The sequence below is a fragment of the Streptomyces paromomycinus genome (assembly GCF_003865155.1).
In the GTDB taxonomy this organism is placed as follows: Bacteria; Actinomycetota; Actinomycetes; order Streptomycetales; family Streptomycetaceae; genus Streptomyces; species Streptomyces chrestomyceticus.
The window spans coordinates 7,561,760-7,580,586 of sequence record NZ_BHZD01000001.1 but is presented as its reverse complement, the minus strand read 5'-3'; the positions used below and the strand labels follow the sequence as shown (position 1 = coordinate 7,580,586).

General features: G+C 72.0%; 18 protein-coding genes and 1 pseudogene. 12 read left to right on the top strand and 7 right to left on the bottom strand.

The features are described from left to right. The first annotated feature begins 20 nt into the window (after positions 1-20). The 4 genes and pseudogenes from OEIGOIKO_RS32640 to tyrS all read left to right on the top strand — a co-directional run bounded on the left by OEIGOIKO_RS32640 (position 21) and on the right by tyrS (position 4,129). A complete protein-coding gene (locus OEIGOIKO_RS32640; protein WP_125057055.1) occupies positions 21-755 on the top strand; it encodes a creatininase family protein in 735 nt (244 codons plus the stop codon). 182 nt (positions 756-937) lie between these two features. Next, positions 938-1,204 (top strand): annotated as a pseudogene (locus tag OEIGOIKO_RS32635) (TldD/PmbA family protein); the annotation flags it as partial. Continuing rightward, the gene (locus OEIGOIKO_RS32630) at positions 1,201-2,604 is read left to right on the top strand and encodes a metallopeptidase TldD-related protein (RefSeq protein ID WP_125057054.1); all 1,404 of its coding nucleotides are present in this window, start codon (positions 1,201-1,203) and stop codon (positions 2,602-2,604) included. The pseudogene OEIGOIKO_RS32635 and the gene OEIGOIKO_RS32630, both read left to right, overlap by 4 nt. Before the next feature lie 121 nt (positions 2,605-2,725). Beyond that, positions 2,726-4,129 carry a tyrosine--tRNA ligase gene (tyrS, locus tag OEIGOIKO_RS32625; protein WP_125057053.1) on the top strand — a complete coding sequence of 468 codons (1,404 nt, stop codon included), beginning with the start codon at positions 2,726-2,728 and terminating at the stop codon, positions 4,127-4,129. A 110-nt stretch (positions 4,130-4,239) separates the two neighbouring features. On the opposite strand, the gene OEIGOIKO_RS32620 is transcribed toward tyrS, so the two are convergent. Continuing rightward, entirely contained in the window at positions 4,240-4,518 is a 279-nt protein-coding gene (locus OEIGOIKO_RS32620) for a GlsB/YeaQ/YmgE family stress response membrane protein (RefSeq protein WP_125057052.1), read from the bottom strand. Positions 4,519-4,736: 218 nt separating this feature from the next. Between OEIGOIKO_RS32620 and OEIGOIKO_RS32615 the strand changes: the two genes are divergently transcribed. Further along, complete coding sequence (locus tag OEIGOIKO_RS32615; RefSeq protein ID WP_125057051.1) at positions 4,737-5,111, top strand: DUF3099 domain-containing protein; 375 nt, start codon at positions 4,737-4,739, stop codon at positions 5,109-5,111. 280 nt (positions 5,112-5,391) lie between these two features. Further along, on the top strand, positions 5,392-5,667 hold the full coding sequence (locus OEIGOIKO_RS32610; protein WP_125059252.1) for a hypothetical protein: 276 nt from the start codon (positions 5,392-5,394) through the stop codon (positions 5,665-5,667). Between the two features lie 69 nt (positions 5,668-5,736). Here OEIGOIKO_RS32610 and moaA read toward each other — a convergent pair whose 3' ends face one another. From moaA to OEIGOIKO_RS32595, 3 genes are all read right to left on the bottom strand, one after another. Next, on the bottom strand, positions 5,737-6,726 hold the full coding sequence (gene moaA / locus OEIGOIKO_RS32605; RefSeq protein WP_125057050.1) for a GTP 3',8-cyclase MoaA: 990 nt from the start codon (positions 6,724-6,726) through the stop codon (positions 5,737-5,739). A gap of 221 nt (positions 6,727-6,947) precedes the next feature. After that, the gene (locus OEIGOIKO_RS32600; RefSeq protein ID WP_174857255.1) at positions 6,948-8,612 is read right to left on the bottom strand and encodes a solute symporter family protein; all 1,665 of its coding nucleotides are present in this window, start codon (positions 8,610-8,612) and stop codon (positions 6,948-6,950) included. Further along, positions 8,609-8,956, bottom strand: coding sequence for a DUF485 domain-containing protein (locus OEIGOIKO_RS32595; protein WP_125057049.1), 348 nt, complete (start codon positions 8,954-8,956; stop codon positions 8,609-8,611). The genes OEIGOIKO_RS32600 and OEIGOIKO_RS32595 overlap by 4 nt, the downstream gene beginning before the upstream one ends. A 181-nt stretch (positions 8,957-9,137) precedes the next feature. Here OEIGOIKO_RS32595 and OEIGOIKO_RS32590 point away from each other — a divergent pair, with 181 nt between their 5' ends. Beyond that, a complete protein-coding gene (locus OEIGOIKO_RS32590) occupies positions 9,138-9,323 on the top strand; it encodes a hypothetical protein (protein ID WP_125057048.1) in 186 nt (61 codons plus the stop codon). 212 nt (positions 9,324-9,535) lie between these two features. Beyond that, entirely contained in the window at positions 9,536-11,059 is a 1,524-nt protein-coding gene (locus OEIGOIKO_RS32585) for a S8 family peptidase (RefSeq protein ID WP_125057047.1), read from the top strand. Between the two features lie 96 nt (positions 11,060-11,155). Here the strand turns inward: OEIGOIKO_RS32585 and OEIGOIKO_RS32580 are convergent, their stop codons facing one another. From OEIGOIKO_RS32580 to OEIGOIKO_RS32570, 3 genes are all read right to left on the bottom strand, one after another. Further along, the gene (locus OEIGOIKO_RS32580) at positions 11,156-12,703 is read right to left on the bottom strand and encodes a TIGR03086 family metal-binding protein (RefSeq protein WP_170251934.1); all 1,548 of its coding nucleotides are present in this window, start codon (positions 12,701-12,703) and stop codon (positions 11,156-11,158) included. Between the two features lie 91 nt (positions 12,704-12,794). Further along, a complete protein-coding gene (locus tag OEIGOIKO_RS32575; RefSeq protein ID WP_125057045.1) occupies positions 12,795-13,502 on the bottom strand; it encodes a lysoplasmalogenase in 708 nt (235 codons plus the stop codon). Continuing rightward, entirely contained in the window at positions 13,499-14,446 is a 948-nt protein-coding gene (locus tag OEIGOIKO_RS32570; RefSeq protein WP_125057044.1) for a sterol desaturase family protein, read from the bottom strand. Before OEIGOIKO_RS32570 ends, OEIGOIKO_RS32575 begins: the two co-directional genes overlap by 4 nt. 352 nt (positions 14,447-14,798) lie before the next feature. Between OEIGOIKO_RS32570 and OEIGOIKO_RS32565 the strand changes: the two genes are divergently transcribed. The 4 genes from OEIGOIKO_RS32565 (at position 14,799) to OEIGOIKO_RS32550 (ending at position 18,822) form a co-directional block, all read left to right on the top strand. After that, positions 14,799-15,830, top strand: a complete 1,032-nt coding sequence (locus tag OEIGOIKO_RS32565) for a DEDDh family exonuclease (RefSeq protein ID WP_371858750.1) — start codon at positions 14,799-14,801, stop codon at positions 15,828-15,830. 63 nt (positions 15,831-15,893) lie between these two features. Beyond that, complete coding sequence (locus OEIGOIKO_RS32560) at positions 15,894-16,127, top strand: hypothetical protein (protein ID WP_063759381.1); 234 nt, start codon at positions 15,894-15,896, stop codon at positions 16,125-16,127. Positions 16,128-16,174: 47 nt separating this feature from the next. Next, the gene (locus OEIGOIKO_RS32555; RefSeq protein ID WP_125057043.1) at positions 16,175-17,008 is read left to right on the top strand and encodes an SURF1 family cytochrome oxidase biogenesis protein; all 834 of its coding nucleotides are present in this window, start codon (positions 16,175-16,177) and stop codon (positions 17,006-17,008) included. A 29-nt stretch (positions 17,009-17,037) separates the two neighbouring features. After that, positions 17,038-18,822, top strand: a complete 1,785-nt coding sequence (locus OEIGOIKO_RS32550; protein ID WP_125057042.1) for a glycoside hydrolase family 15 protein — start codon at positions 17,038-17,040, stop codon at positions 18,820-18,822. Positions 18,823-18,827 lie beyond the last annotated feature (5 nt).

Below are 18,827 nucleotides of genomic sequence, written 5' to 3'. Positions count from 1 at the left end.
CCATGAGGGATGCTAAGGACATGGACGATCTGATCACCCAGGCCACGTCCGAGGACGAGCGCCGCAAGGGCCCGACCATCGCCGTACTGCCCGTGGGGAGCTTTGAGCAGCATGGCGCCCACCTGCCCCTGACCACGGACACCGCCATAGCGTGCATGATCGCCAAGCGGATCGCGGACGATCACGGGCTCTTCCTCCTCCCGCCCATCACCGTCTCCTGCTCCCACGAGCACGCAGGTATGGCAGGCATGGCGGGAACGGTGAGTATCAGCGCCGGGACCCTGTACGCCGTCGTCAACGACATCTGGCGATCGCTGAAGGCATCCGGCGTCCCGGGTCTGCTGATCGTCAACGGTCACGGTGGCAACTACGTGCTGTCGAACGTCGCCCAGGAGGCCAACGTGGACGGCCCCCGCGTGGCTCTCTTCCCCGTCAGTGAGGATCGGGCCCGTGCGCGGCAGGAAGCCGGCCTGGAGAGCGATGGTCCCGGCGACATGCATGGAGGAGAGTTCGAGGTTTCCCTGCTCCTGCACGGCGCTCCGCACCTCGTACGCGACGGGATCGAGCAGGACGATCACTCAGCTCCCAGCCGTCCTCATCTGCTGACGCTGGGCATGGCCGGGTACACCACCAACGGCATCATCGGTCAGCCATCCCTCGCAACAGCGGCCAAGGGGAAGGCTCTGCTGGACAGTCTTTCCCAGTCCGCTCGCGCTCACCTTGCCGTTCTGACCGAGGGCCGGCCTGCCTGCTGAGGCGTCTACGATCTAGCGTCGGAAGCTTCGCAGCGCCCCGCCAAAAGTCGGCACCAGGCCGTCACCACACCCCGTACAGTCCGGTTTCATCCAGTATCAACAGGGATTGAGGGTGGACCGTGAAACAGCGTCTGACCTGCAAAGACACCCCTCAGCGAGATATGCCCTCCGCTCCCCCGGTGAACTTCCAGTTCACCCAGCAGAGGGCATATCTCATCCGGGATGGCCAGCTTTGCGGGCAGCTCCGGGATGTTGCCTATCAGGGAAGTACGACGGAGTTCTGGGGGTCGATGGCGGCCGTCGGCGGGCCGGGGACGTACGTCCTCGGAGGGGCCTTCAACTGCGGGAAGGCGCAGCCGGGGCAGATTGCGGCGGTGTCGCACGGGTGTCCGTCGGCGCTGTTCACCGGCGTCAGTATCTTGAACACGGCACGGGAGGCGGGCCGATGAGGAGTCGTACGCCGCGGGGGAACGCGCCCCACGAGATCGTCGAGCGGGCCCTGGAACTGTCCCGGGCGGACGGCTGTGTGGTCATCGCGGAGGAGCGGTCCAGTGCCAATCTGCGGTGGGCCGGTAACGCGCTGACCACCAACGGGGTCACCCGGGGGCGGTCGCTGACCGTCGTCGCCACCGTCGACGGCGGGCAGGGCACCGCGTCCGGTGTGGTGTCGCGGACCGCGGTGACCGCCGCGGATCTGGAGCCGCTGGTGCGGGAGGCGGAGGCGGCCGCACGGGCGGCCGGGCCGGCCGAGGACGCCGCGCCGCTGGTGTCCGGCGCGGCGCCGGCGAAGGACTTCACCGACGCTCCCGCCGAGACGTCCTCCGCGGTCTTCGACGCCTTCGCGCCGGCGCTGGGCGAGTCGTTCAAGCGGGCCGGGGACGGGGGGCGGGAACTGTACGGGTTCGCGTTCCACGAGGTCGTGTCGACCTATCTCGGCTCGTCCACGGGGCTGCGGCTGCGGCACGACCAGCCCACCGGGACGCTGGAGCTGAACGCCAAGACCCCGGACCGCACCCGGTCCGCCTGGGCGGGACTGTCGACGCGTGACTTCCGTGACGCGGACCCGCTGGCCATGGACGCGGAACTGGCCACCCGGCTCGGCTGGGCGGCGCGCCGCGTCGAGCTGCCGGCCGGGCGGTACGAGACCCTGCTGCCGCCGTCCGCCGTCGCCGACCTGCTCGTGTATCAGCAGTGGTCGGCGACGGGCCGGGATGCGGTGGAGGGCCGTACGGTCTTCTCCCGGCCCGGCGGTGAGACGCTCGTCGGGTCGAAGGTCGCGGAGCTGCCGCTGACGCTGCGCAGCGACCCGGGCGCCCCCGGGTTGGAGTGCGCGCCGTTCGTGCTGGCTCATGCTTCGGGCGACGACGCCTCCGTGTTCGACAACGGGCTGCCGCTGGAGCCGACCGACTGGGTCCGCGACGGTGAGCTGCGGCGGCTGGTGACCACCCGGCACAGCGCCGGGCTGACCGGGCTGCCGGTGGCCCCGGGGGTGGACAACCTGATCCTGGAGGGCGGCGGCAGCCGGTCGCTGGAGGAGATGGTGGCGGGTACCGAGCGGGGGCTGCTGCTGACGTGCCTGTGGTACATCCGCGAGGTGGACCCGGCGTCGCTGCTGCTCACCGGGCTGACCCGGGACGGTGTCCACCTGGTCGAGAACGGCGAGGTGGTCGGTGCGGTGAACAACTTCCGGTTCAACGAGTCGCCGGTGGACCTGCTGGGGCGGGCGGTGGAGGCGGGCCGTACGGAGCGGACGCTGCCGCGGGAGTGGAGCGACTACTTCACCCGCGCGGCGATGCCGGCCCTGCGCGTCCCGGACTTCAACATGAGTTCGGTGAGTCCGGGGGTGTGAGGCCGGTGCCGGCGGGGCCCGTGGCCGGGACCGGGTGCGGGCTCCACCGGGGCCGGGCGGCGGCTCTAATAGACTCTCCCTTTGTCCTCCCGTACGGGAACACCGACCGATCAGGAACGCCATGACACGCCTCGGCGAATCCGTCGCCCGCGCCAGCTCGCTGCTCTCCGCAGACCTCTCCGCCGACGCCACTGTCGCGGAGCTGCTCAAGGAGACGGGCGAGCGGCGCTATCTCGACCTGACGGACCTGCCCGCCAAGGAGCAGGCCGAGCTGATCGCCTCCCGTACCGTCGAGGTGCTGCCGGGCGTGGACCGGCTCGCCGAGCGCATCGAGGAGCGCCGCGCCGCGGGCAAGGGTCTGCACATCAAGCTGGGCATCGACCCGACCGCCACCGACGTGCACCTCGGGCACGCGGTGCCGCTGATCATCCTCAGCCGGTTCCAGCGGCTCGGACACGACGTGACGCTGATCATCGGTGACTTCACCGCCAAGATCGGCGACCCGTCGGGCCGTACCGCCGAGCGTCCGCCGCTGACCGACGAGGACATCGCCGCCAACCTGGCCAGCTACCGCGACCAGGTCCGGCCGTTCTTCGACTTCGAGAAGGTCAGCTTCCGGCAGAACAGCGAGTGGCTGGCCCCGTACACCTTCCCCGAGCTGCTGGGCCTGCTCGCGCAGGTGCCGGTCTCGCAGCTGCTCCAGCGCGAGGACTTCAGGAACCGCCTCGCGGCCGGTTCCGGGCTGACGATGACGGAGCTGCTGTACCCGGTCGCGCAGGGCCTGGACTCGGTTGCGCTGGAGTGCGACGTGGAGCTGGGCGGCGCCGACCAGCTGCTCAACCTCCAGATGGGCCGCAAGCTCATGGAGCTGCGCGGGCAGCGGCCGCAACTGGTCGTCACGATGCCGCTGATCGAGGGCACCGACGGCACCGGCGCGAAGATGTCCAAGTCCAAGGGCAACTACGTGGGGCTCAGCGCCCCCGCCGACGACGTCTTCGGCAAGATCATGTCGGTGCCGGACCGGCTGATGGAGCCGTACCTGAAGGCGTGGACGGAGTGGACGGACGAGGAGATCGCCGTCGCGCTGGGCCGGGTGGCGGACAAGACGCTGCACCCGATGGACCTGAAGAAGATCCTGGCGGGCGAGGTCGTGACGGCGCTGTACGGGCTGGAGGCGGCGATGGCCGCGCGCGCCGGGTTCGTGGCGCAGTTCTCCAAGAAGTCCTTCGCCGACGTCGGCACCCTGCCGGTGGTGGACGTCGCCGAGCACGGCGCGGAGACGGTGGCCACGGTCCTGACCACGGTCCTGGAGTTCACGCCGAGCGCCTCGGCGGCCCGGCGGCTGGCGAAGCAGAACGCGCTGCGCCTGGTCGTGGAGGCCCCGGAGGGCCAGCAGACGCTGACGCTCGCCGAGTCCGAGGTGATCCGTCCGCTGGGCGAGGTCCTGGCCGAGCAGCTCGCCGGTCTTTCCGGCGCGGCCTACCTGAAGGCCGGGCGCAAGCTGGCACAGCTCGAAGGCCGCTAGGTGTACGGACCGGGGCGTGCGGACGAACGTTCCGCCCCCCGGTACGGCGACGGCCGGTGCGCATGCTGTGCGCACCGGCCGTTCCGCGTTCGGGGCCGGTCAGATGCCGGTCAGGTGGTTTCTCTCCCGTGGCCGCGGACGGCCGTCCAGAGCCGGTCGCCGATGGCGACCACCACGACCGCTCCGACCAGTTGCAGCAGGTGCCGCGTCCAGTCGACGCCCTTGGTGTCGTTCACTCCGATGCCGGTGGCCAGCCAGTTGCCCAGGACGCTGCCGAGCATGCCGAAGACCACGGTCAGCCACAGCGGGATCTGCTGCTTGCCCGGGAGGATCGCCTTGGCGATCAGGCCCAGGACCAGGCCGACGATGATTGCCCACAACCAGGTCATGTCGCCTCCTAATGCGGCGCGCGCACGTGAGCGTGCCCAGCCAGTTTCCTCCCGGACCGGCTACGCCGCACGCCGGAGCGGACCGTACGCGGCGCGGCGGTGCGGACCCGGCCCCGGCGTAGCGCGCCCCGGTCTCGAAGGCGGCGCAGACGCGGCGTAACGTGGGAGCGGTGCGGAACCGGGGAGAATCCGGCACGACAAGCAGGTGGTGGAACGTGATGCGGAAGCAGACCGGCGCCCAGGCCTTCCGGATCACGGGAGCGCGGCAGGGGCTGACCGAGGATGTGCGGGGCCGGCAGCGGCGCTATGTGATCTCGATGTCGCTGCGGACGGTGGCCGTCGTGCTCACCGCCGTGCTCTGGAACATCGAGCGTCACGTGGCCATCGCCACACTGGCGCTGGGCATCGTGCTGCCCTACGTCGCGGTCGTCATCGCCAACGCGGGGCGGGAGAACGTACGTTCACTGCCGTCCACCTTCATACCTGTTCCCACCCGGCCGATGCTGGGCCCCGGGAGCACCGCCGGCCCGGCGGAACCGGTCCCGGAAGCGGCCGGGCCGGAAGCGGACGGGCCGCGGCGGGAGCCGAGTTGAGCCGGGCGTGATCCGCAAAGCTCAAGAAAAGCTCAGATCAATCATGCGGTTCCGGTGCACCGAGCCCACTTCCGCGTGACATACTGCGTACGCGCTCCGCATCCCCCGTCGGAGCGACGGACCGACGCCGGGCGGCTCCCCCCGTGGCTGCCCGGCGTCGCCATGTCCGCTCCGGCGGCGACGTAGGGTTGAGGCCGTGAACTCCCCTGACGCCCCGAATTCCGCCTCCTCCGGTGATGCCGTACCGCCGCGCCTCCCGGGTCTGCCGGGCTTTCCCGGTCTGCCCGGTACGGCCGGCGGGGCGCCGGAGACCGCCGCCGAAACCCCCGCCGGGGCCCCGGTCTGCTCGGCCAAGGGCTGCCGCGCCGACGCGGTGTGGGTGCTGGCCTGGAACAACCCGAAGCTGCACACGCCGGAGCGCCGCAAGACCTGGCTCGCCTGCGAGGAGCACCGCGAGCAGCTGTCCAACTTCCTGGGTCTGCGCGGTTTCCTGAAGGACGTCGTGACGCTGGAGGAGTGGGAGAAGGGCGCCGCGGGGCGCCCGGCCGACGGCTGATCGCCCGGCCGACGGCGTCGCCGCCATTGGTCCGGCCTCTGGCACAGCCGGCACGGCCGAGGGGCCCGCTCAGCCCCCGATCGCCGACATCGGCCGTGCGGGCTGGAGGAACGACGGATCGTCCAGGCCCGACCCGGCCTTCTTGCCCCACATCGCCTGCTTCCATATGCGCGCGATCTCCGCGTCCGGGACGTCGGAGCGCAGCGCCGCCCGCAGGTCCGTCTCCTCGGTGGCGAACAGGCAGGTACGGATCTGGCCGTCGGCGGTGAGCCGCGTACGGTCGCAGGCGCGGCAGAACGGGCGGGTGACGGAGGCGATGACGCCGACGCGGTGCGGGCCGCCGTCCACGGTCCAGCGCTCGGCGGGCGCCGAGCCGCGCTCCTCCTGGTCCTCGGCGGTCAGCGTGAAGCGGGTGCGCAGCGAGGCGAGGATGTCACCGGCGGTGATCATGCCTTCGCGCTTCCAGCCGTGCTGGGCGTCGAGCGGCATCTGCTCGATGAACCGCAGCTCGTAGTCGTGGGCGATCGCCCAGGCCAGCAGGTCGGGCGCCTCGTCGTCGTTGAGGCCGGGCATCAGGACGCTGTTGACCTTGACCGGGGTGAGGCCGGCGGCGCGGGCCGCCTCCAGGCCGCGCAGCACGTCCTCGTGGCGCTTGCGGCGGGTCAGCGCGCGGAAGACGTCCGGGCGCAGCGTGTCGAGGGAGACGTTGACGCGGTCCAGGCCTGCGGCGCGCAGGGCGGTGGCGGTGCGCTCCAGGCCGATGCCGTTGGTGGTCAGAGACATCCGGGGGCGGTGCTCCAGGGCGGCGACGCGCTCCACGATGCCGACGAGCCCGGGGCGCAGCAGCGGCTCGCCGCCGGTGAAGCGGACCTCTTCGATGCCCAGGTCGCTGACGGCTATACGGATCAGGCGGACGATCTCGTCGTCGGTGAGCAGATCGGGCTTGGCGAGCCACTGCAGGCCCTCTTCCGGCATGCAGTACGTGCAGCGCAGGTTGCACCGGTCGGTCAGCGAGACGCGCAGGTCGGTGGCCACGCGCCCGAATGTGTCGATGAGCACTGAAGCCCCCAGCCCGAGTCCGATCAGTTCGCTTTCGAGCCTACGCGATGGGTCTGACAGCGAGCACGGGTGAGATGTCACGAGGCGGGCGGGGCGGCGTCGTAGATCTGCACGATGCCGCCCCGCCCGCCGTCGGTGCGGACGTCGACGTCCGGAGGGCCCCGGTCAGAGGGCCCCGGTCAGAGGGCCCCGGTCAGAGGGCCCCGGTCAGTGGGCTCCGGTCAGTGCGCCCCGGTGCCGGTCAGGGAGCGGACCTCCAGTTCGGCGTACTTCTGCACGTCCGGCTCCTCCTTGGACAGCAGCGAGCCCAGCCAGCCCAGCAGGAAGCCCAGCGGGATGGAGATCAGGCCCGGGTTCTCCAGGGGGAAGAAGTGGAAGTCCACGCCGGGGAACATCGAGGACTCCTTGCCGGAGACGACCGGCGAGAACAGCACCAGCAGGACGGAGGAGGCCAGGCCGCCGTAGATGGACCACAGCGCGCCCTGGGTGGTGAACCGTTTCCAGAACAGGCTGTAGAGGATCGTCGGCAGATTGGCCGAGGCCGCGACGGCGAAGGCGAGGGCCACCAGGCCCGCGACGTTCAGGCCGCGCGCGAAGACGCCGAGGACGATGGCGACGGCGCCGATGCCGACGGTCGCCCAGCGGGCCGCCCGTACCTCCTCCTTCTCGGTCGCCTGTCCCTTGCGGATCACGTTGACGTACAGGTCGTGCGCGAAGGACGAGGACGAGGCGAGGGTGAGTCCGGCGACGACGGCGAGGATGGTCGCGAAGGCCACCGCGGAGATCACCGCGAGCAGGATCGCGCCGCCGGTGGAGTCGGCGCCGCCGCCGATCTCCTGGGCGAGCAGCGGGGCGGCCGTGTTGCCCGCCTTGTTGGACGCGATGATCGTCTCGGGCTTTATCAGGGCGGCGGCGCCGAAGCCCAGCGCGATGGTCATCAGGTAGAAGACGCCGATGATGCCGATCGCCCAGTTCACCGACTTCCGGGCGGCCTTGGCGGTGGGCACGGTGTAGAAGCGGATCAGGATGTGCGGCAGCCCGGCGGTGCCCAGGACCAGGGCGATGCCCAGCGAGATGAAGTCGATCTTCGAGGTGGCGGTCACGCCGTACTTCAGGCCCGGCTCCAGGAAGGCGGCGCCCTTGCCGCTCTCCTCGGCCGCCCGGCCCAGCAGCGTGGAGATGTTGAAGTTGAACTTGAGCATCACCAGGAACGTGATGAGCAGGGTGCCCGCGATCAGCAGGACGGCCTTGACCATCTGGACCCAGGTGGTCCCCTTCATGCCGCCGATGGACACGTACAGGATCATCACGATGCCGACCAGGACGACGACCAGGATCTTGCCGGCCTCGCTGGTGATGCCGAGCAGCAGCGTGACCAGGGCGCCCGCGCCCGCCATCTGGGCGAGCAGGTAGAAGATCGAGACGATGATGGTGGAGACGCCGGCGGCGGTGCGCACCGGGCGCTGGCGCATCCGGTACGCGAGCACGTCGCCCATGGTGAACCGGCCCGAGTTGCGCAGCGGTTCGGCCACCAGCAGCAGCGCCACGAGCCAGGCGACGAGGAAGCCGATGGAGTACAGGAAACCGTCGTACCCGAAGAGGGCGATGGCCCCGGCGATGCCGAGGAAGGACGCGGCGGACATGTAGTCGCCGGAGATCGCCAGGCCGTTCTGGAAACCGCTGAACTGGCGGCCGCCCGCGTAGAAGTCCTCGGCGCCCTTGGTCTGCCGGCCGGCCCAGACGGTGATGCCGAGTGTCGCGGCGACGAAGACCGCGAACAGCGTGATGATCAGCGCCCGGTGCTCGCCCGCGCCGCCCGCGGCGAATTGGGCGGCGCCGTCGGCGAGCCGTCCCGTGCCGGCGGTGATCCGCTCGGTCGCGCTCATGCGTCACTCTCCACACGGGACTTGATCGCCTGGGCCCTGGGGTCCAGCTTCGCGGCGGCGTGCCGGGCGTACCACCAGGCGATCAGGAAGGTGGTCACGAACTGCGCGAGGCCGAGCACGAAGGCGACGTTGACGTTGCCGAAGACCTTGATGCCCATGAAGCCGCCCGCGTAGCTGGAGAGCAGCACGTACAGCAGGTACCAGAGGATGAAGGCGACGGTGAGCGGAAAGGCGAACGAACGGTACGAACGGCGCAGTTCGCCGAACTCCCGGCTCGCCTGGACCTCGGCGAAGTCCGGCGGCCGGTGCGGCCCCGGACCGGTGGGCGGTGGTGCGGTGCTCACGGAATCTCCTGGTGGCGTAGGGCGGACGGCGGAGCCCGGCGGTAAAGGGTGCGTAAGTGATCCGGATCACGCATCGTAGAGGGGTGGCATCCGAAGGGACAGAGGCTGGTTGGTTGAATTCCGCAGGAAGCACGGGTGCCGGCCGCCACCGCGGCCGGGCCCGTTCGTTGGGCGGAGTGTGATGTCCACACCGCACACCGAGCCCGCGGACCCGGGCCGCCGCCCGTACGGAACCGTGCGGCTGCCCGCTCCCGTCGCCGCGGCCGCGGCCCCGCGGCGGCCCGTACGGACGGCACCGGGCCGTTGGTACGGCCGCCGGCCGGTGCTGCCGCCGCTGAGCCTGGCGGCGCTGCGACGCGAGTCCTGAGACTCCGCGCCCCGTCCGTGACGCCAGTGGCTGACGGGGTATCAATGCGCGGCTTGTGACAGGTTTTCTCCCTGATCCATTGATGTTCCGTGGTCGACACGGATAACTTCACGGGGACTTGCCGCGCGTGGGGGCCATTCCCCCGGACGGCGGTATGCACCTGCCCGTGCGCAATCGGCGACGGGCGGTCTTACGGATGATGTGGAGTACCCATGGCGCATCCCCGATCCAGACGGGTGCGGGCGCTTGCCGTGCCGCTCGGTCTGGCTCTGACGGCATCCCTCGGCTTCCTGCCGGCCGCGGCCACCGCCGCGTCCCAGGACGCGGCCCCGGCGGCCGCCGCCACCGCTGCCGGACCGCAGCTCTCGTACGTCGTGAACGCCACGCCGGGCAAGGCCTCGGTCGGCAAGGTCACGAAGGCGATCAAGGCGGCCGGCGGCAAGGTGATCGTCGCCCACGAGAAGATAGGCGTGATCGTCGTCCACTCGGCGAACCCGCTCTTCGCGGCCACCATACGCAAGGCGCCGGGCGTGCAGTCCGCCGGCGCCACCCGTACGACCCCGCTCAAGGCGTCCGCCACCACGGACGTCGGCAAGCCCCAGAAGGTCGAGCGCCTCACCGCCGACAAGGCGGCCAAGGCGGCCCGCGTGGCCAACGCCGCGGGCGACGACAAGGAGCCGCTGGAGCCGCTCCAGTGGGACATCCCCGCGATCAAGGCCGACCAGGCCGCGAAGATCGACGAGGGCAGCAAGAAGGTCACCGTCGCGGTCATCGACACCGGTGTGGACGACACCCACCCGGACCTGAAGGCCAACTTCGCCCCCAAGCAGTCCGCGAACTGCGTGGGCGGCGTGCCGGACACCTCCCCCGGCGCCTGGCGTCCGTACGACCCGGCCGAGGACTACCACGGCACGCACGTCGCGGGCACCATCGCCGCCGCCCGTAACGGCGTGGGCGTGGCCGGTGTGGCGCCGGGCGTGAAGCTCTCCGCCATCAAGGTCAGCGAGCCCCAGACGAGCCTGTTCTACGCCGAGAGCGTGGTGTGCGCCTTCGTCTTCGCGGCCGACCACGGCGCCAAGGTGACGAACAACAGCTACTACGTCGACCCGTGGATGTTCAACTGCAAGGACGACCTGGACCAGGGCGCCATCGTGGACGCCGTCGGCCGGGCCGCCAAGTACGCGGAGAACAAGGGCGTGGTGAACGTCGCCGCGGCCGGCAACTCCAACATGGACCTGGCGGCGGCGCAGCTGACCGACACCTCCAGCCCGAACGACTCCACGCCGGTCTCGCGGACGATCGACCCGAAGAAGTGCTGGGACGTCCCGACCCAGCTGCCGGGCACCGTCACGGTGGCCTCGACCGGCGTCAAGGGCCTGAAGTCGTACTTCTCGAACTACGGCAACGGCGTGATCGACGTGGCGGCCCCGGGCGGCGACTCCCGCCAGGTCCCGGACCTGCCCGCCAAGCACGGCGGCATCCTGTCGACCATGCCCGGCGGTGACTACGGCTACCTCCAGGGCACCTCGATGGCCAGCCCGCACGTGGCCGGTGTCGTGGCGCTGCTGAAGAGCACCCACCCCAAGTCCAGCCCGCAGGAGATCCAGTGGCTCCTGAAGATGCAGGCCGACAACCCGGGCTGCCCGACCGCCGACAAGACGTGCACCGGTACGCAGCACGTCAACGGCCACTACGGCTACGGCATCGTGGACGCGCTCGACGCGGTCAAGGACTGACGTAGCCGACGGGCCGGTGAACGGTCCTGAGGCACGGGGCCGGGCGGCACTCCGCCCGGCCCCTCCCCTGTTTCCGCCTCACCTGCCCAGGAAGCCTCACCTGCCCAGGTAGGCGGCCAGCCGGTCCGCACCACTCGCTCCCTCGGGCGCGGGCCGCTCCGGGGCGAACGAGCCGCCCTCCGTACGCGGTGCCGCCCCGTAGAGGCCGCGGGCCGCCGCCAGCACCTCGTCGGCGACCTCCGGCGCCAGACCGGTCGGCGCGCCGAGCGCGCGGGCCAGGTCCCAGCCGTGCGCGAGGAGTTCGACCGCGGCCTGCTGCGCGAAGAGCGCTCCGGGCGCCTCGTAGGGGCCGTACGTACGCGTCAGCATCCCGCTGCCGGTGAAGGCGGCGAGCAGTCCGGCCACCGATCCCCGGAAGGCGGCGGCGTGGTCGGCGCCCAGGTGATCGGCGCCCCGGTCGGTGCGCGGCGCCTCCCGGGCGATCGAGGTGATCATGAGGTTTTCCCAGGTCATGTGGTCGATGAGCTGCCGTACGGTCCAGCCGTCGCACGGCGTGGGCCGCTCCAGCGCCTCCTTCGGTACGGCGTCGACCAGCGCGGTGACGTGCGCGGCCACCCGCTCGTACACGTACAGCGCGCGCTGCGCGTCCGGTGCGGGCGGCAGGACGACGCCAGGGCCGGGCCGGGGGTGGGCGCGCAGCGCGGCGGCGGTCCAGGCGCCCGCCGCGTCCCAACGAGGCGGCGTCGGGCGGCCGGTGGCGGCGCACATCAGCTGCCAGTACCGCTCGATGTGCGGCTCGGCGGCGGCTTCCAGTTGTTCCAGCAGCCTGGCGCGCGCGTGGGTGTCGTCCCGCTGCGGCGGGTCGGCCGTGTCCGCCTGGGTCGGCAGCCAGGCGGCGACCAGCTCGGCCACGACGGGCTCGGCCGCCGGGGAGTCGGCGGCGACCCCGGCCGCGAGGGCCGCCTCGCCGCGCTCGCGCATCAGGCGTGCGACGCGTGCGGCGTCCTCGGCGGCCGTCGCGGACGGTACGGCGGGGGTGGTGCGGGCGCTGTACTCGGCCAGCCGCCGCAGCGCGGCCCGCACCTCGGGGCGCTGGACGTGTTCGGCCAGGTCGAGCCAGGCGCCGAGCTGTCCGGGCGCCGGGTCCTCGGGCAGGTCGGGGGCGGCGGCCAGCAGGCCGGCGCGGTAGGCGGGGGCGGCCACGCCGTCGAGGGCGTCCGTGACGAACTCCTCGATGGTGCGGCGCCGTTCGGCGGCGGTCAGGCGGGCCAGTCGGTGCACGTCCGGTAGCTCCTCGGCTGCGGTCCCCCGCGCGGCCACCGCCCGCAGTACGGCGCGCCGCAGCCGCAGGGTGCGGATCTGCGCGTCCAGCGCGTCCGCCCAGTGCCGGGCGGCGTCGGCGACGGTGCGTCCGCTGTGCAGGACGGCGCGGATCTCCGCGGTGCCGATGCCGAGTTCGCGCAGGGTGCGCACGGTCTCCAGGCGGGCGGGGGCGTCGGGGCCGTACAGCCGGTAGCCCGCGGGGGTGCGGGCGGCGGGCGGCAGCAGGCCCTCGTCGGACCAGCGCCGGACCGTCTTCACCGTGACCCCGGTGAGCCGGGCCAGCGCGCCGATCGTCAGCAGGCCGTCGCCGTCCTCGTTCATGCCGTCCACTGTCGGGTCTCCCCCGGTGGGAGACTCAAGTCCGCGGCCGTCGTCGCAGGTGGGATCTGAGACCGGCGACGGCGGGGACGGCTCAGACAGGGGTACTGCGCACCTCACCGTACGTCCGCGCGGCACCCGCGTCCCCGGGCCGCTCCCCTGCCGTGTACGTCCGCCGTACGCCGTCGGCCAGCGCGTACTGAGCCGCGGCGTAGGTCAGCATCACCCAGAATTGGGCGGCGGGCGGCTGCTGCCAATGGGCCAGACCGGTGGCGAGCAGCGAGTCGGAGAGCAGGAAGAGCAGCCCGCCGAGCGCGGCCCGCGGCCCGAGCCGCAGGGCGCTGAAGGCCGTCGCGGTGAGCAGCAGGCTGTACGCGGCGACCGGCAGCCGCAGGTCCGCCGCCAGGTCCGGCCACAGCAGGGCGACGAAGCCGAGCCAGGCGGCCGCGTAGCAGGCGGCGAGCGGCCCGGAGAGCCGAAGGCCGCCCGGGAAGGCGCCACGCCGGGTGAGGAGGACCAGGTAGCAGACGTGTCCGGCGGCGAAGGAACCCATGCCGACGAGGAACAGCGCGTCGTCGCCGGTCTGGAGGAGGGTGTCGCCGCCGCAGCCGAAGAGCAGTGCGACGGCGAGCAGCCGGGGCGCTCCGGCGGCCAGCACGTACCCGGCCAGGACCGGCATCAGCGCCGGTTTGGTCAGGTGGACGACGGTGGTGGCCCCGGCGAGCAGCGCGCCGAGGTGGACGGCGGTCAGCACGGCGAAGGCGCCGAGCAGGACCCGCGCGGTGCGCGCGGCGCTGGTCACGCTACGGGCTCCTTCTTGACGCCGGTGGACTTCTTCGTGGCGCCGGTGGGCTCGGCGGCTCCGGGTGCACCGGTCCTGTCGGCGGCCTTTTCGGGTGCCTTGCCTGCCACGGACCCCGCCGGCTGCCACCCAGGCCCCCGGAACACCCGCCCCGCCCGCTCGCTCCAGCTTCCCGCCGCCCGGACGTCACGCGCGATGGCCGCGTACTCGTGGGTGGCGACGCGCAGCGGGTTGAAGGTGTGGATGTTCTTGGTGAGGCCGTACACGGGGCGTTCCGTCTCCGGGACGAACGAGCCGAACATCCGGTCCCAGACGATGAGGATGCCGCCGAAGTTGCGGTCCAGGTAGCCGCCCTGCGAGGCATGGTGCACCCGGTGGTGCGAGGGCGTGTTCAGGACGTACTCGAAGGGCCTGGGCAGCTTGCCGACGCGTTCGGTGTGCACCCAGAACTGGTAGACGAGGTTGGCGCCCGAGCAGAACGCGACCGCGGCCGGGTGCACGCCGAGCGCGATCATCGGCAGGTAGAACGGCCAGACCGTCCAGGTCGTCCAGGGCTGGCGCAGCGCGGTGGTGAAGTTGAACTTCTCGCTGGAGTGGTGCACGACGTGGCACGCCCACAGGACGCGGATGACGTGGTGGCCGCGGTGCGACCAGTAGTAGAAGAAGTCCTGGACGAGCAGCATCAGCGGCAGCGTCCACCACAGCACGGGCACGCGCAGCGGCGTCAGCGTGTAGACGGCCGAGTAGACGGCGACGATCGGAATCTTCCACAGCGCGTCGAAGACCAGGCTGCCCAGTCCCATGCCGACGCTGGTCGCGGCGTCCTTGGCCTCGTACCCGGCGGCGTCCTCGTCGGGACGGAGGCGGTAGCTCACCATCTCCACCACGGTGAGGACGACGAAAGCGGGCACGGACCACAGCACGACATCGGGCAGGTGCGGCATGTCGGCACCATAAAGGCGCCGACGGGGCCCCCGCTAGGGGTTGTTACCGAGAAGTATGTAAGAAGGAGTGTCAGCGACGGGCGCCGTCAGGCACGCACCCCTCCACGGCCGGAACCCGAACCGGACCTTTGCGACGTAACACCACAGGAGGGGTCGGTCGACAGCGCCACACGGGAGAGGGCCGCCGCACCACCCTGTCGCCCCGTCCCCCGTTCGGGGGCCAACCGGCGGCCGCCCGCGCACCGTTCGCGCACGTCCGCGCCCGCCCGTACGGCCCCGGACGGTGCCGGAGCGCCGGACGGTACGGGGAGGGCGGTGGCGCTGTCAGTGGGGGCCCGTATCCTCAGTGACCATGCTCGAAGACCGTATGGCAGCAGCCCGCCCGATCACCCCGGCGATCGGGCAGCAGCCGTCCCCTCCGGAGGCGGCCGCCTCCTGGCCGGCCGCGTATCCCCAGGGGTACGCGGTGGTCGACGTGGAGACCACCGGCCTGGCCCGCGACGACCGGATAGTCTCCGCCGCCGTGTACCGCCTCGACGTCCACGGCGAGGTCGAGGACCACTGGTACACCCTCGTCAACCCGGAGCGGGACCCGGGCCCGGTGTGGATCCACGGTCTGACGAGCGACATGCTCGCCGCCGCGCCGCTCTTCCCGGAGATCGTCCCCGAGCTGTCGAAGCGGCTGGAGGGGCGCGTCCTGGTCGCCCACAACGCGATGTTCGACTGGTCGATGATCGCCCGCGAGTACGCCCGCGCCGAGGCCGAGGCGCCCGTACGGCAGCGCCTGTGCACCATCGCGCTCTCCAAGGAACTGCGGCTGCCGCTGCCCAACCACAAGCTGGAGTCCCTCGCCGCCCACTACGGCGTCACCCAGCAGCACGCCCACCACGCGCTCGACGACGCCCGGGTGCTGGCGGAGGCGTTCCGGCCCAGTCTGCGACTGGCCGCCCAGGCCAACCTGCGCCTGCCGCTGCTGGCCTGCCAGCCGCTCACCGAGTGGGCGGACGGACCGGCGGCGCCCCGGCAGCGGCCGGCCGCGGCCGCCTACCGGCCCACCAGCTGGCGCCCGTCGCGCAAGCGGCCCGCCTGCCCCTACCCGAACCCCGGCCGGTACGAGCCGGGTGCCCGGCTGGTGCAGGGGATGCGGGTGGCGTTCTCCGGCGACACCTCCGTCGACCGCGAGCTGCTGGAGGACCGCGCGATCGAGGCCGGACTGCACGTGGCCACCAGCGTCTCCCGGCTGACCAGCCTGCTGGTCACCAACGACCCGGAGTCCCGGACCTCCAAGACCGCCAAGGCCGCCTCCTTCGGCACGCCGGTGATCGACGAGGCGGCCTTCATGCAGCTCCTCCAGGACGTGGCCCCGGCGCCTGCGTCCGGGTGAAGCCCCACAACACGCCTTCCGCAGGCTCGCCCGACCGCCCGCCGCACCCGCACGCTGTGGCACATGGCACGTTGTGAGGTCTGCGGAAACGAATACGGCATGACGTTCGAGGTGCACGCGCAGGGCGCGGTGCACGTCTTCGACTGCTTCTCCTGCGCCATCCACCGCATGGCGCCGATCTGCGAGCACTGCCGGTGCCAGATCATCGGCCAGGGCGTGGAGGCCGCCGGGCGCTGGTTCTGCGGCGCCCACTGCGCCCGCGCGGAGGGGCAGACGGGCATCGTCGGCCGGGTCTGACGACCCCGGCGGCGGGGTGCCGAAGGCCCCGGTCGTACCCTCGTGGGGTGTACCGCTTCCTGTTGTCCCGGCAGTGGGTGATCCTCACCCTCGTGGGCCTCGTCCTGATCCCCGTCATGATCAAGCTGGGGTTCTGGCAGTACCACCGCCATGAGCACCGGGTCGCGCAGAACCAGCTCATCGCGGACAACCTGCACGCCACCCCGGTGCCGGTCACCGACCTGACCGCCCCCGGCCGGACGCTGCCCCGCGACGACATGTGGCGCCGGGTCACCGCCTCCGGCACGTACGACACCCGGCACGAGGTCGTGGTCCGCCAGCGCACCGCCGCCGACGAGAAGACCATCGGCTACTACGTGCTGACGCCGCTCGTCCTGGACCAGGGGCCGCGCAAGGGCACCACCGTCCTGGTCAACCGCGGCTGGATCGCCGCGGGCAACGACCTCACCCGCTTCCCCGACGTGCCCGCCGCCCCCAAGGGCCGGGTCACCGTCACCGGCCGGATGATGGCGGACGAGACCACCGAAGGCAGCGGCATCAAGGACAAGCGCGGCCTGCCCGACCGCCAGGTCATGCTGATCAACAGCGAGCGGCAGGCCGAAGCCCTGCACCGGCCGGTCCTCGGCGGCTACATCGAGCAGACCGCGCCGGAGCCGCCCGGCGGCACGCCCGAGCTGGTGCCCGAGCCGGACCACGACAGCATCGGCCCGCACATGGCCTACGCGGTCCAGTGGTGGCTGTTCGCCGCGGCCGTGCCCGTCGGCTGGTTCGTCCTGGTCCGCCGGGAGCGCAAGGACCGGCTCGCCGCCGCAGCGGGCGCCGGCAGCGCCGAATCCGCCCCTGCCGAGCCCGTGAGCCGTACAGTCGCCAGCACCGAGTAGCCGCCGGTCGCCGACGGAAGGGACGCCGCGTGCACGCACCCATCGAGGACTACGCGCTCATCGGCGACCTGCAGACCGCCGCCCTGGTAGGCCGGAACGGCTCCGTCGACTGGCTGTGCCTGCCGCACTTCGACTCCGCCGCCTGCTTCGCGGCGCTCCTCGGCGACCAGGAGAACGGGCACTGGCTGCTCGCCCCCGCCGACCCCGACGCCCGGCCCGAACGCTCCTACCGGGGCGAGTCCCTGGTCCTGGACACCGTCTGGCACACCCCCACCGGCTCGGTGCAGGTCACCGACTTCATGCCGCAGCGCGACCGTGCGCCCGACGTCGTGCGCATCGTGGAGGGCCTGGAGGGCGACGTCCCCATGCAGGGGGTGCTGCGGCTGCGCTTCGACTACGGGCTGGTCGTGCCCTGGGTGCGGCATGTCGGCCGGTGCCGGGTCGCGGTGGCCGGCCCGGACTCCGCGTGGCTGCGCACCGAGCCCGAGGTCAAGACGTACGGCCAGGGGCTCAGCACCCGCTCGGACTTCGGCGTCGCGGCCGGCGAGCGGGTGGCGTTCATCCTGACCTGGCACCCCTCGCACGAGCCGCGCCCCGCCGAGATCGATCCGTACGAGGCGCTGGAGCACACCCTGGAGGACTGGCGGGCGTGGGCGGCGCACTGCCGCTACGCCGGTCCGTACCGGGCCGAGGTGCTGCGCTCCCTGATCACGCTCAAGGCCCTGACCTTCGCGCCCACCGGCGGCATCGTCGCGGCGCCCACCACCTCGCTGCCCGAGGAGCTGGGCGGCGTACGCAACTGGGACTACCGCTTCTGCTGGCTGCGCGACGCCACATTGACCCTCAACTCGCTGGTCACCGCCGGATACACCGAGGAGGCGTCGGCCTGGCGGGACTGGCTGCTGCGCGCGGTGGCCGGCAACCCGGCCGACCTCCAGATCATGTACGGCCTGGGCGGCGAGCGGCGGCTGCCGGAGGCCGAGCTGCCCTGGCTCGGCGGCTACGCCGGCTCCACACCCGTACGCATCGGCAACGCCGCCGTCGAACAGCGGCAGCTCGACGTGTACGGCGGGGTGCTGGACTCCTTCCACATCGCGCGCGTCGCCGGGCTGCCGTCCAAACCGCACGCCTGGAACATCCAGCGCTCGCTGCTGGACTTCCTGGAGTGCCACTGGCGGGAGCCGGACGAGGGGCTGTGGGAGGTCCGCGGGCCCCGCCGGCACTTCGTGCACTCCAAGATCATGGCGTGGGTCGCCGCGGACCGCGCCGTCAAGGCCGTCGAGTCCGACCCGGAACTGGAGGGGGACGTCGCCCGCTGGCGCGCGATGCGCGACGAGGTGCACCGCGAGGTGTGCGAGAAGGGGTACGACGCCGAGCGCAACACCTTCACCCAGTCCTACGGCTCGGACCTGCTGGACGCGGCGACGCTGCTGATCCCGCGCCTCGGCTTCCTGCCCGCCGACGACCCGCGGGTCGTCGGCACGGTCGACGCGGTGCGCGAGGAGCTGGCGCACGGCGGCCTGATACGGCGTTACAGCACCGGCGCGACCACCGTGGACGGGCTGCCGGGCGACGAGGGCACCTTCCTGGTCTGCTCGTTCTGGCTGGCCGAGGCCCTGCACCTGACCGGGCGGCAGGAGGAGGCCAGGGAGCTGTTCGACCGGCTGCTGCGGCTGCCCAACGACGTGGGGCTGCTGGCCGAGGAGTACGACCCGGTCGCCGGCCGCCAGCTGGGCAACTTCCCCCAGGCCTTCAGCCACATCGGCCTCATCAGCACCGCCTTCACCATGTTCGGGTGCGACGGGGCAGACTGACCCCC